Below are 11,857 nucleotides of genomic sequence, written 5' to 3' on the forward strand. Positions count from 1 at the left end.
TTCAGAATAGCTGAAGAATACCATACAGGGAAACAAGTCCTATGGATAGAACACTTATCCAAAACATGAATTGAGAGAAAGGGCCCGATGCCAATTGTAATGGTTGGTTTTTCAATTGAAAATGAACGGCAGCATAGACTACCAACAATAATAGTACGGAACCTATCACCCCTCCAAAAAGAACCATAAATGCGGGAAGCTTGACAAAAACAAACGTAAAGGCCCACAACAAAGGAAAAACCCATGCTAATAGGGCCACCCATTTTTTACGCTCTTTTAGGTTATGCCAATTGATCCAACCTAATTCACCAAAAATATCAGGAAACAAACGGGTCCAATAAGCAAGCGTGGCAAACACACTGGAATAAAGCACAAAGAATGCCCCTGTGAGGTAGGCAAATCGAGCATTTTCTCCTAACGTTTGCGTGTAGATAGCAGCTAGGGTTTCGATTAATTCATTCCCGGAAGGAATAAGCTCATTTCCATGAAGAATAGCTGCACCCAATAAATAAAATGAAGCTGTAACGAGGGTGTAAATTACCATTGCTACAAAAGCATCCAGATACATGATCTTGATCCAAGCTGTTGCTCTAGATTTCCATGCTTTACTGCCATCATTTTCTCCAGTGTAGGTGGCATACCCTTTTTCTAAGCACCAATAAGTATAGGCTATTATTTCATCGCTGGCGACACCGGTTATACCAAATGCCCCAATGGCCACAAAAATCAAATGAGGTGGCAATTCAAAATGAAGTCCTGAAAGAATATCTCCCAAAGAAAAACTATAAGGGCTGAAGTTGACAGCGATCAGTGAGGCAAGAGTGAAGAGCGTAAACGCAAAAACTAACAAAATGGAAGTTCGCTCTACTACATAATAGTAGTTTTTAAAAATTAAAAGGCTGGTAATCAATCCCAGAATAAATACCACCAAGTAAGGTGAGAGGTATGGAAAAAGCATATTGAGTGCGATGGCGGCTCCACCTATCATTCCTCCGACCTGAACAATTTTAAAAAGTGTCAATACAAACGTGCCCCAGATAGCCCAGTTCTTAGGGCCTGGTAAGCTGGCAAATGAAACCATAAGCGGTTTACCTGTGATGATGGCATTTTTCCCGAATTCCAGTTGGATAGCAACTTTCACCAGACAACTCACTAAAATTACCCAAAAGGTGATGAAACCACCTTCTGCCCCAAGAACGGTAGTTGCTATTAGTTCTCCAGAGCCTACAATGGATGCGGAAAGTATAAATCCAGGGCCTAGAAATTTTATTTTTTCGAAAAGTAGGCTAGGTGGGTCTTTTATTTCGGGAGATGTCATCAAATAAAAATAGGAAAATTATTCCTAGAAAGTTTCCTGGTCAAAAGTTCTGGCTTTTCGTGATCAACTCCTCAAAGAAATTCGAATCAGAAAAGACGAAATGGAAGATGATTTAGCTCCCCGTAGGTTGTACCGGATGATTGTGAAAAAAGTATTTAACCACAAATTGTTCCATCGGATAAAAATAAAAAAGGCTTCCATTTCTGAAAGCCTTTGTAGCGAGGACGGGAGTTGAACCCGTGACCTCAGGGTTATGAATCCTGCGCTCTAACCAACTGAGCTACCTCGCCAGGTATTTTTAAATTGGTCTAATTTCAATATTTAGGTTTTTTAAATACCTGATAAACTTTTTCAGGCATTGATATTTGAAATTAATGGCTATATTAAACCGCCGACGAAGATCAAATATCCGAGGCTTAAATGTGAATTTTATTTAAACCCGAAAACCTCCCTTCCGAATGGGAATGCAAATATGAGGTCTTGTACTGTGAAATGCAAGTTACAGTTCTTTAAAAAAGTAAATTTTTCGCAAAGAAAAAGAAGATGTCATGGTCAAAAATAAGTTTGTTGCTGATTATCAAATCAATGCCTCCAAAAAAATAGTTTTCCAATATTTAAGTACTGCTAGTGGTTTAGAAGAGTGGTTTGCTGATGAAGTCCGGATTAATGAGGATAAGAATTATATTTTCAATTTCGATAACGAAGATCACTATGCTAAACTTGCTTCCATTCGGACCAATTCCCATGTGAAATTTGAATTCTATGACCCCAATGCTCCTGAAAGTTCGGACCATTCTTACATTGAATTTAAATTAGAAGAGAATGAATTGACCCAAACGTTGTTTTTGAAAGTGATCGATTATTCCGATGGATATGATGATGAGGAACTCACTGCAATCTGGGAAGGTTTAATTGGCACATTGAAAGAAATAATTGGTGGTTAATGTGAATACAAATCACCATTTTTGAACTTCATTTCTAAAAGGACGTAAATCCGCTTGGAAGTAAGTTGTCGCATGAAAAAACTTGATAAGCTAATTCTGGGGTCTTTTATAGGCCCATTTTTATTAACATTTTTAGTAGTGGATTTCATCCTGTTGACTGTCAACATGTTGAAATACTTCGATGAGATCTTTGGGAAAGGTCTGGGTTTTTTGATCTATATGGAGCTGATCTCCTATTTCTTGATCAGTATTTCTCCCATGGCGCTGCCACTTGCGGTACTACTTTCCAGTTTAATGACTTTTGGAAATCTTGGGGAACATTTTGAGTTAACTGCTATCAAAAGTAGTGGGATCTCACTGGTCCGAGCATTAAGGCCTATCGGTGTATTTGTTGTGGTGCTTGCATTTGCTGCCTACTTATCCAATAACCACCTGGTTCCTAAAGTAAACCTAAAAACCTTTAGCCTTTTATATGATATCCGAATGAAGTCTCCTGCATTGGATATCAAAGAGGGCGTATTTTATGATGGGATACCAGGGTATAGTATCAAAGTGAATAGAAAGCTGGATGATGTACGATTAAGGGACATTATCATTTACAATCATAACCAAGGACAAGGAAACCTGAGTGTTACATTGGCCGATTCTGGAAGGATGGAGCCTTTTTTCAATGATAACTACATGAGGTTGACCCTCTATAATGGGACAAACTATAAAGAAGACCGGGCAACCAGGGGGATTTCTGAAAAACCTGTAGGTTTTAACAGGGCAACTTTTCAAGAGAATGTGATCATTTTCAACTTGGATGCTTTTCAAATGAGTAGAACTCCGGAAGATCTTTGGTCTACCAATAGAGCCATTAAAGACATTTCAGGAATCAAAAAAGGATTGGATTCCATCAATACGTTGGTGAATGATAAGGTGTATCAGAATTACCAATCCGCTGAGGCTACCTTTCCTTTTTTTACCAGGGATAGAAAATTAGAACCTTTACCTCACATCAAAGAGCGAAGGGCATTGGATGATTCACTTCGCCAAATTAAAATGAAGAAGGAACGGGCAATTGCGGACTCTTTGGGAAGGATAAAGGAAAAGCAAGATAGCTTAAAGAGGGCTGAGGTATTGGACAGTAGGGAAGATGATTCGCTGGAAGATGGAAGGCAATTGAAGGGAGGGGTTACGAATTCTACCAGTAAATCTTTGCCCAATGACTCTTTGTTTTTGCAAAAAAGATTGATCAATAGGGAAAGTATAGCAGAGAAAGAGGAATCTGATTCCTCATCCATTCCTATTAACCCTGTCGTGATTGAACCCAAAAAAGAACGCATAGCTCCGTTAACTGAGGAGGAAAAGGCTAGAATTGATTCCCTTATTTATGGAAAAGGGTATATCACCAATGCCATGACCATGGCCATGAACAATTCCAGAAACCTTAAGAATTCTTTTAATATTAAGAAGGCTCAAATTGATACGGATGAGCGTGAGTTTAGAAGGTACGAAATTGCTTGGTACCAAAAATATACACAGGCCTTTGCATGCTTTGTGATGTTCTTAATTGGAGCTCCTTTAGGAGCCATCATAAAAAAAGGAGGATTGGGTATGCCTGTGTTGCTTTCCATCATCTTCTTTATTTTATATTACATGTTGACGATCTCCGGAGAAAAATGGGCCAAAGAAGGAATCGTAGATCCTTTGTTTGGAACCTGGTTTTCTAATTTATGCCTGCTGCCATTTGGTTTGTTCTTTTTGAAGCAGGCTAGAAAAGATGCGCGATTATTTGAGCCGGATTTTTATCAGAATATTTGGAAAAAGCTGATAGAACGAGTTAAAGTTCTTCGTGCAAAATCTGTCTGACCTTTTATTATTTGAATATTAGCCTTACCTTTGTGGTTGTTTTATAAAATTTAGCTAAACATGTATTTAAATTCAGAGAAGAAACAAGAGTTGTTTAAGAATCATGGACGGTTAAAATCTGAAAAAGACACAGGATCTCCTGAGTCTCAGATTGCCCTCTTTACACACAGAATCAAGCATTTGACAGAGCATTTGAAGTCAAATAAGAAGGATCACTCTTCCAGACTTGGTCTTTTGAAGTTAGTAGGTAAGAGAAGATCTCTTCTTGACTATCTTCATAAAAAAGAAATCGAGCGTTACAGAGCTATCATCGCCGATTTAGGAATTAGAAAATAACCCTTTTGTAAGGTTCTCTAGATGGAGAACCTTACTTTTTCTTTTTTTAGGGTAGTACACTTATATTTTTATATTTTGACGCTTTCATACTAACACGCATTTATGTTACCAAACTTGATCACCAAATCCATCAAACTAGAAGATGGAAGAGAAATAATTATTGAGACAGGTGCATTGGCTAAACAAGCTGATGGTTCTGTTGTAGTGAAGATGGGAAAAGCTATGCTTTTGGCTACTGTAGTATCCAAGAAAGAAGCAGGCGAAGGGGTGGATTTTTTACCTATGTCCGTAGACTACCAAGAGAAATTTGCTTCCTCAGGAAAGATTCCAGGAGGATTTTTGAAGAGAGAAGGAAGACTTTCCGATTACGAAATTTTGATTAGCCGAATCGTAGATAGAGCTATTCGTCCGATTTTTCCAGATGATTACCATGCTGATACTCAGATTGCCATCACTTTAGTCAGTGGGGATGAAGAGGTACTTCCAGATGCTTTGGCTGGATTGGCAGCGTCTGCTGCTTTAGCAGTATCCGACATTCCATTCAATGGCCCAATTTCTGAAGTTCGAGTGGCTAAAATCGAAGGGAAATTAAAAATTAACCCAACTCCAACTGAGTTGGAATCAGCTTCTTTAGAATTTATTGTAGCAGGTTCTTTGGATTACATTTTGATGGTGGAAGGAGAAGCCAATGAAATTCAAGAAGAGGAAATGCTTGAAGCCATGCAATTCGCCCATGAAGAAATCAAGAGACATTGCCAGGCACAGATTGAACTGACCAAGATGGTTGGTAAAGAAGTAAAAAGAGAATACAACCACGAAAAATCTGATCCAGCCCTTTTCGATAAGATGAAGGCTGAATTATATGATAAATTATATGCTTCTGTAAGCAAGCAAATTGCCAATAAGTCTGAGCGTTCTGCTTTGATCAAAGAAATCAAAGATGAGTTCGTAGCAAGCCTAGGTGAGGAGCATGAATATGAAGCGAGTCTGATCGGCCCTTATTTCAGCAAAATTCATAAAGAAGCGGCAAGAAATTTGACCTTGGACGAGAAGAAAAGATTAGATGGTAGAAAATTGAACGAAGTGAGACCTATTTGGTCTGTTGTGGATTATTTACCTTCTGCTCATGGATCTGCGGTATTTACCAGAGGTGAAACTCAGTCTCTTACTACTTGTACCTTAGGTACTAAGATGGATGAGATGATGGTAGATGGGGCAACTATTTCAGGATATAACAAATTCTATCTTCATTATAATTTCCCAGGATTCTCTACAGGTGAGGTAAAACCGAATAGAGGACCAGGTAGAAGAGAGGTAGGTCATGGTAACTTGGCTATGAGAGCTTTGAAAAAAGTACTTCCTCCTGAAGATAAGAACCCATACACGATTAGAATCGTATCTGATATATTAGAGTCCAATGGTTCTTCATCCATGGCAACTGTTTGTGCAGGATCCCTGGCTTTGATGGACGCAGGTATTCAAATTAAATCCGCAGTTACCGGAATAGCAATGGGGATGATCTCTGATGCAAAAACAGGTAAATATTCGATCTTATCTGATATTTTGGGAGATGAGGATCACCTAGGCGATATGGATTTCAAAGTAACCGGAACTTCCAAGGGAATCACTGCTTGTCAGATGGACTTGAAAGTGGAAGGTCTTGATTATTCTGTATTGAAGGAAGCATTATTGCAGGCCAAAGAAGGAAGACTTCATATTTTGGATGAAATCACCAAAACATTGGCTGAACCTAAAGCTGAATTGAAGCCACATACTCCTAGATCATTTATGATGATGATTCCTAAAGAGTTGATCGGTGCTGTTATTGGTCCAGGTGGTAAAGTGATTCAGGAAATCCAAAAAGATACTTCTACTACTATTGTAATTGAGGAAGTGGATAACCAAGGGAAAATCAGTATTTACTCGGCTAATCAGAATAACATGGATGCTGCAATCAGCAGAATCAAATCCATCGTTGCACAACCTGAAATTGGAGAGACTTATACAGGAAAAGTAAAAAATATTCAACCATTTGGTGCATTTGTGGAATTTATGCCGGGTAAAGATGGTTTACTACATATCTCTGAGATTAAATGGGAACGTGTAGAGAATATGGATGGCGTTCTTGAACCAGGAGAAGAAATAATGGTTAAATTGATCGATGTCGATAAAAAGACTGGTAAATTCAAGCTTTCGAGAAAGGCTTTATTGCCAAAACCGGAAAAACCTTCTTCAAAAGAACAAGGTTAATCGAGTAATTGATTATTTTGACAATATCTATTAAATATAAATTCACAAATCATAATTCTGAATGAGGCAGCTAAAAATTAGCAAACAGATTACCAACAGAGAAAGCCAGTCGCTGGATAAATATCTTCAGGAGATCGGTAAGGTAGACCTGTTAACAGCAGATGAAGAGGTAGTTCTGGCCAAAAGAATCAGAGAAGGTGACCAATTGGCATTGGAGAAATTGACGAAAGCCAACCTTCGATTTGTCGTTTCAGTAGCTAAGCAATACCAAAATCAAGGTCTTTCCCTAGGTGATTTGATCAATGAAGGAAACTTAGGTTTGATTAAAGCTGCTCAAAGATTCGATGAAACCCGTGGTTTCAAGTTTATTTCCTACGCTGTTTGGTGGATTAGACAATCAATCCTTCAAGCATTGGCAGAACAGTCTAGAATTGTTCGTTTGCCTTTGAACAGAGTTGGTTCTTTGAATAAAATCAGCAAGACCTTTAGCGAATTAGAACAGAGGTTCGAAAGAGAGCCTTCTCCAGAAGAATTAGCTGAAGTACTTGAAGTAACTGCTAGTGAAGTAGTGGATACGATGAAAATCTCTGGCCGTCACGTTTCTATGGATGCTCCATTTGTTCAAGGGGAAGAAAACAGCCTTTTGGATGTATTGGAAAATGATGGGGACGAAAAGCCGGATGATGGATTGATGAATGACTCTCTTAGAAAAGAGGTTCAGAGAGCACTTTCTACTTTAACCCAACGTGAGGCCGACGTGATCACCCTTTATTTCGGACTCAATGGGGAACATGCAATGACCTTGGAAGAAATTGGTGAAAAATTCAATCTTACCAGGGAAAGAGTAAGGCAGATTAAAGAGAAAGCCATCAGGAGATTGAGACATACTTCTAGAAGTAAGACGTTGAAGCCCTACTTGGGATAAAAGTCAAGCATATCAAGAGGGGCTTTTAAGCCCCTTTTTTGTTATAAAGATGGGAGGTTTTTTTGCTGTTTTTGAACGTAAAACTCCTCTTACAATCTTTTTTCCTTTTAAGGAATTTTAAGAGGTGCTGTTATTGTTTACCTAAGAATATTGATAAAATTTAACCGATTTAATACAAGCTATTAATGAGTCAAGAAATTGAAAAGGTTCGTGTTTTGATCATTGGATCCGGACCAGCAGGTTATACTGCGGCGATTTATGCTTCTAGAGCAGGTCTTTCTCCAGTTCTTTATACTGGAGGACAACCAGGTGGTCAATTAACCATTACAAATGATGTGGAAAATTACCCAGGCTATCCTGATGGTGTAATGGGACCACAAATGATGGAAGATTTCCGTAAACAGGCTGAAAGATTTGGTACTAGTGTTCGTTATGGCTTAGTAACCAACGTGGATTTCTCCGTTAGCCCAAAAGTAGTTACCGTTGATGAACAAGTAACAATCCATGCTGAAACTGTCATCATTTCCACTGGTGCTTCAGCGAAGTGGTTGGGCTTGGAAAGTGAAACAAGATTGAATGGAAAAGGAGTTTCTGCTTGTGCCGTTTGTGATGGGTTCTTCTTTAGAAATCAAGAAGTGGCCATAGTAGGGGCAGGGGACACCGCATGTGAAGAAGCCACTTATTTGGCCAATATTTGTAGTAAAGTGTACATGTTGGTTAGAAAAGATGAAATGAGGGCATCTCAAATCATGCAAAAACGTGTAATGAATAACCCTAAGATCGAAGTGTTGTGGAATACCGAGACTGATGAGATTTTAGGGGAGGAAGAAGTAAATGGAGTAAGAATTTTTAACAATAAAACCGGAGAAAAATCTGAAATAGCGATTTCTGGCTTCTTTGTTGCTATTGGACATCAACCAAACACCGAGATTTTCAAGGAGTTTATCCATATGGATAATTCAGGTTATATAACCACCATTCCGGGCAGTTCTAAAACAAACATTGAAGGTGTATTCGCTTGCGGTGATGCACAGGACAATGTATATAGACAAGCTGTAACAGCTGCAGGAACGGGATGTATGGCAGCCTTGGATGCGGAGCGGTATTTGGCCGAAATAGAGAATCCATAAACCCATTACATGAGGTCTTTCATTCTAAAAATAGTTTTAGGAATTTGTTTGAGCATTGGTTTCTTTGAAGCTAATGCTCAAGTTTTTCCTAAGATTATTAAGAAAAACAATAATACAACTACCAATGCTTCAGGTTCTCAAGAGCGTAGAAATATAGAACTTAGAAGTTTTGACCAGGATTCCTATCTGAGGACCCTTTCTTCCTTGACTGACTCGATTATATTCGAAAATAATGTCAATCTTGGAAAAGTACGGTCCATCGTAAGTGAGGATCCTAATGTAATGATTTGGGCACCCACCAATCAATTGGTAAAGATCTCAGAGCAAATCCAAATTGACAGTATTTGGATTACCGCCTATGAATACTATTCCAATTGGGATAGTAAAAAAATTGATATTTATAATTTCGATCCTAAGACTTTTCAGGATTCAGTCAATATTAGGTTGTATGATCCTTTCTTTGGCTATGAATGGAAAATGCCTCTAGGCAAAACTCCTGTGACCTCTACCTTTGGCTCCAGATGGGGTAGATGGCACTATGGTACCGACCTGGACTTAGTGACAGGAGACCCTGTTTATAGTGGTTTTGATGGAATCGTAAGGGTTCGGTCCTACGATCGATACGGATATGGTTATTATCTGGTGATTCGACATAAAAACGGACTGGAAACTTTATATGGGCATTTGTCCAAATTCTTGGTGGATGTAGGACAAGAGGTAAAAGCCGGAGATATCATTGCCAAAGGAGGAAGTACCGGAAGAAGTACTGGTTCCCATTTGCATTATGAATTGAGGTATCGAGGACTGCCCTTCGATCCTCAGGATGTATATGAGTTTGATGAAGAGAAAATCATAGGTCCCAATTATTTAATCACCCCCAATACCTTTTCCCATGTGGTAAAAGCAAGAACTGCTGCCTATCATAGAGTAAGAAAAGGAGAAACCTTAGGAGCTATCGCCCGGAGATATGGGGTTTCAATCAATACATTAACCAGACTAAACGGAATTTCTACCCGAAGTATTCTCCGAATAGGACAAAACCTAAGGGTTAGATAATAATGAAGTAAACCATGACAAAACTTGATGTTTTAGTGATTGCAGCCCATCCCGATGATGCTGAATTGGGCTGTTCAGGAACCATTTTATCTCAAGTAGCAAAAGGATATAAGGTTGGAATAGTAGACTTGACCCAAGGTGAAATGGGAACCAGAGGTACTCCTGAACTTCGTCTCCAGGAAGCAGAAGCCGCTGGCAAAATATTGAAACTATCCGCTCGTGAAAATTTGGGCTTCAAGGATATTTACTTTACCAACGATGAAGCACATCAACATCGTTTGATTGAAGTCATCCGAAAATATCAACCTGAAATTGTTTTAGCTAACGCCATTTCGGATAGACATCCTGATCATGGAAAAGGGGCAGATTTAGCTACTAAAGCTTGCTTTATGAGCGGCTTAAGAAAAATAGAGACCAGTTTTGAAGGGAAAAGCCAAGATGCTTGGAGACCAAAATTTGTCTACCATTACATTCAGAATAATTATATCAAGCCAGACTTTATCGTGGATATCACTCCTTATTGGGAGGACAAAGTGGCGAGTATCAAAGCATATAAGTCTCAGTTTTTTGATCCCAATAGCCAGGAGCCGGCAAGTTTTATTTCCGATCCTGAATTTCTTCCATTCATAGAGTCTAGAGCAAGAGAATTTGGCCATAGGATTTTAAAGACCTATGGGGAAGGTTTTACAGTAGAAAGATTTATTGGAGTGGAAGATTTATTTGATTTGAAATAAGAATTAGGGGGCTAATATAGATAGCTCCCATGCTCCATTTTTCTCCTCGTAACAAACCCTGTCATGTAGCCTGCTAGGCCTACCTTGCCAAAATTCCACGTAAGAAGGTATAAGTCTGTAACCTCCCCAATGCAAAGGCCTTGAAATTGGAGTGGTCTCAAATTTTTGTTCCATCTCTTTTAACCTTTGCTCTAATTCCTCTTTCGACTTTAATTTCTGACTTTGAGGAGAGGTCCATGCCCCGATTTGGGAACCTTTTGGCCTGGAAAAGAAATATTCATCAGACAATTTTGAGGAAACCTTTTCTATTTCCCCTTTTATTCTAACTTGCCTTTCAAGTTCAGGCCAAAAGAATGTGAGTGAGGCAACTGGGTTTTTTGCGAGCTCTCTTCCTTTTTGGCTTTGGTAATTTGTAAAGAAGACAAAACCTGAGTCAACTTCCTTTAAAAGTACAATTCTACCATTTGGAAAGCCATCTTCCCCAATAGTAGATAAGGTCATGGCATTAATTTCTATAACTTTTGATGCCAGCGCTTCTTGAAACCATATATTAAATTGGTCTATAGGATTAGTGCATAATTCATTGATATTCAATGTTTTTAAGCTGTAGTCCTTACGTATTGCTGAAATATTCATCTTAATTTTAATTTCAATAAAAATTTTGCGATAAATGTACTATGGCTATTGATTTTAAAAAATTATGATCTATATTTTTCTTTTAATTATACCAACTAGTAAATGAATCAAAATGAGAAAATAACACCTAAGGCAGGAGATTTACTACTTTCTGAGCCATTTTTGCAAGATGAGAATTTTGTCAGATCTGTTGTGTTGCTTTGTGAACACAATGAGGAAGGGAGCTTTGGATTGGTAATAAACAAGGTTTCTATTCTTAAACTGGCAGAATTGGTAGAGGATCTGGATTTTTTGGATTCTGATGTATTTGTTGGGGGGCCGGTAGAACAAAATACGCTTCATTACATATACCTTGGAGAAAAAGAGTTAGATAGGAGTATACAAATTGGAAAGGATTTATGGTGGGGAGGAGATTATGGCCAATTAGTAGAAAAATTGAAAACAGGATTGATTGATCCTGAAAGAGTTAGGTTTTTTATTGGTTACAGTGGTTGGGGCTTGAATCAATTAGAAGAAGAATTAGAAGATAAAACTTGGATTGTCTGTAAGGAAGAGGTCGATTATCAGACATTTGAATATACTCCAGATGAGCTTTGGAGAAAGCTTTTGAAAAATATGGGAGGAGAGTTTAAGGTAATCGCAAATTATCCTCTGGACCCAAGATTAAATTAGGC

Annotated in this window: 11 protein-coding genes and 1 tRNA gene; 9 read left to right on the top strand and 3 right to left on the bottom strand. The window is 38.5% G+C overall.

The features are described 5' to 3' along the window. Nucleotide 1: 1 nt before the first annotated feature. Together BUR11_RS06755 and BUR11_RS06760 are read right to left on the bottom strand one after the other, a co-directional pair. On the bottom strand, nt 2-1,318 hold the full coding sequence (locus tag BUR11_RS06755) for an Nramp family divalent metal transporter (protein WP_074224016.1): 1,317 nt from the start codon (nt 1,316-1,318) through the stop codon (nt 2-4). A gap of 216 nt (nt 1,319-1,534) precedes the next feature. Continuing rightward, nucleotides 1,535-1,608 (bottom strand) — tRNA-Met (locus BUR11_RS06760). A 258-nt stretch (nt 1,609-1,866) separates the two neighbouring features. Between BUR11_RS06760 and BUR11_RS06765 the strand changes: the two genes are divergently transcribed. The 8 genes from BUR11_RS06765 to bshB1 all read left to right on the top strand — a co-directional run bounded on the left by BUR11_RS06765 (nt 1,867) and on the right by bshB1 (nt 10,547). Further along, complete coding sequence (locus tag BUR11_RS06765; RefSeq protein WP_074224017.1) at nt 1,867-2,262, top strand: START-like domain-containing protein; 396 nt, start codon at nt 1,867-1,869, stop codon at nt 2,260-2,262. 72 nt (nt 2,263-2,334) lie between these two features. After that, entirely contained in the window at nt 2,335-4,116 is a 1,782-nt protein-coding gene (locus tag BUR11_RS06770; protein ID WP_074224018.1) for an LptF/LptG family permease, read from the top strand. 60 nt (nt 4,117-4,176) lie between these two features. Then, on the top strand, nt 4,177-4,452 hold the full coding sequence (gene rpsO, locus BUR11_RS06775; protein WP_074224019.1) for a 30S ribosomal protein S15: 276 nt from the start codon (nt 4,177-4,179) through the stop codon (nt 4,450-4,452). Nucleotides 4,453-4,554: 102 nt separating this feature from the next. Then, nucleotides 4,555-6,702: a polyribonucleotide nucleotidyltransferase gene (gene pnp / locus BUR11_RS06780; RefSeq protein WP_074224020.1), complete on the top strand. Its 2,148-nt coding sequence runs from the start codon at nt 4,555-4,557 to the stop codon at nt 6,700-6,702. A gap of 61 nt (nt 6,703-6,763) precedes the next feature. Continuing rightward, on the top strand, nt 6,764-7,627 hold the full coding sequence (locus tag BUR11_RS06785) for a sigma-70 family RNA polymerase sigma factor (RefSeq protein ID WP_074224021.1): 864 nt from the start codon (nt 6,764-6,766) through the stop codon (nt 7,625-7,627). A gap of 185 nt (nt 7,628-7,812) precedes the next feature. Beyond that, the gene (gene trxB, locus BUR11_RS06790) at nt 7,813-8,757 is read left to right on the top strand and encodes a thioredoxin-disulfide reductase (RefSeq protein WP_074224023.1); all 945 of its coding nucleotides are present in this window, start codon (nt 7,813-7,815) and stop codon (nt 8,755-8,757) included. A gap of 9 nt (nt 8,758-8,766) precedes the next feature. After that, nucleotides 8,767-9,813, top strand: a complete 1,047-nt coding sequence (locus BUR11_RS06795) for a peptidoglycan DD-metalloendopeptidase family protein (RefSeq protein WP_074224024.1) — start codon at nt 8,767-8,769, stop codon at nt 9,811-9,813. A 14-nt stretch (nt 9,814-9,827) separates the two neighbouring features. Further along, a complete protein-coding gene (gene bshB1 / locus BUR11_RS06800) occupies nt 9,828-10,547 on the top strand; it encodes a bacillithiol biosynthesis deacetylase BshB1 (RefSeq protein WP_074224025.1) in 720 nt (239 codons plus the stop codon). 3 nt (nt 10,548-10,550) lie between these two features. Here bshB1 and pdxH read toward each other — a convergent pair whose 3' ends face one another. Then, on the bottom strand, nt 10,551-11,183 hold the full coding sequence (gene pdxH / locus BUR11_RS06805) for a pyridoxamine 5'-phosphate oxidase (RefSeq protein ID WP_074224026.1): 633 nt from the start codon (nt 11,181-11,183) through the stop codon (nt 10,551-10,553). A 102-nt stretch (nt 11,184-11,285) separates the two neighbouring features. On the opposite strand from pdxH, the gene BUR11_RS06810 reads away from it, so the two are divergent. Then, nucleotides 11,286-11,855 carry a YqgE/AlgH family protein gene (locus BUR11_RS06810; protein WP_074224028.1) on the top strand — a complete coding sequence of 190 codons (570 nt, stop codon included), beginning with the start codon at nt 11,286-11,288 and terminating at the stop codon, nt 11,853-11,855. The last annotated feature ends 2 nt before the right edge of the window (nt 11,856-11,857 follow it).

This window comes from Algoriphagus halophilus (assembly GCF_900129785.1).
Classification (GTDB): Bacteria; Bacteroidota; Bacteroidia; order Cytophagales; family Cyclobacteriaceae; genus Algoriphagus; species Algoriphagus halophilus.

What these genes read in the sequence shown, in the direction of transcription:
- BUR11_RS06755 (WP_074224016.1), bottom strand. Translation starts at nt 1,318, where the DNA reads ATGACATCTCCCGAAATAAAAGACCCACCTAGCCTACTTTTCGAAAAA.
- BUR11_RS06765 (WP_074224017.1), top strand. Translation starts at nt 1,867, where the DNA reads ATGGTCAAAAATAAGTTTGTTGCTGATTATCAAATCAATGCCTCCAAA.
- BUR11_RS06770 (WP_074224018.1), top strand. Translation starts at nt 2,335, where the DNA reads ATGAAAAAACTTGATAAGCTAATTCTGGGGTCTTTTATAGGCCCATTT.
- rpsO (WP_074224019.1), top strand. Translation starts at nt 4,177, where the DNA reads ATGTATTTAAATTCAGAGAAGAAACAAGAGTTGTTTAAGAATCATGGA.
- pnp (WP_074224020.1), top strand. Translation starts at nt 4,555, where the DNA reads ATGTTACCAAACTTGATCACCAAATCCATCAAACTAGAAGATGGAAGA.
- BUR11_RS06785 (WP_074224021.1), top strand. Translation starts at nt 6,764, where the DNA reads ATGAGGCAGCTAAAAATTAGCAAACAGATTACCAACAGAGAAAGCCAG.
- trxB (WP_074224023.1), top strand. Translation starts at nt 7,813, where the DNA reads ATGAGTCAAGAAATTGAAAAGGTTCGTGTTTTGATCATTGGATCCGGA.
- BUR11_RS06795 (WP_074224024.1), top strand. Translation starts at nt 8,767, where the DNA reads ATGAGGTCTTTCATTCTAAAAATAGTTTTAGGAATTTGTTTGAGCATT.
- bshB1 (WP_074224025.1), top strand. Translation starts at nt 9,828, where the DNA reads ATGACAAAACTTGATGTTTTAGTGATTGCAGCCCATCCCGATGATGCT.
- pdxH (WP_074224026.1), bottom strand. Translation starts at nt 11,183, where the DNA reads ATGAATATTTCAGCAATACGTAAGGACTACAGCTTAAAAACATTGAAT.
- BUR11_RS06810 (WP_074224028.1), top strand. Translation starts at nt 11,286, where the DNA reads ATGAATCAAAATGAGAAAATAACACCTAAGGCAGGAGATTTACTACTT.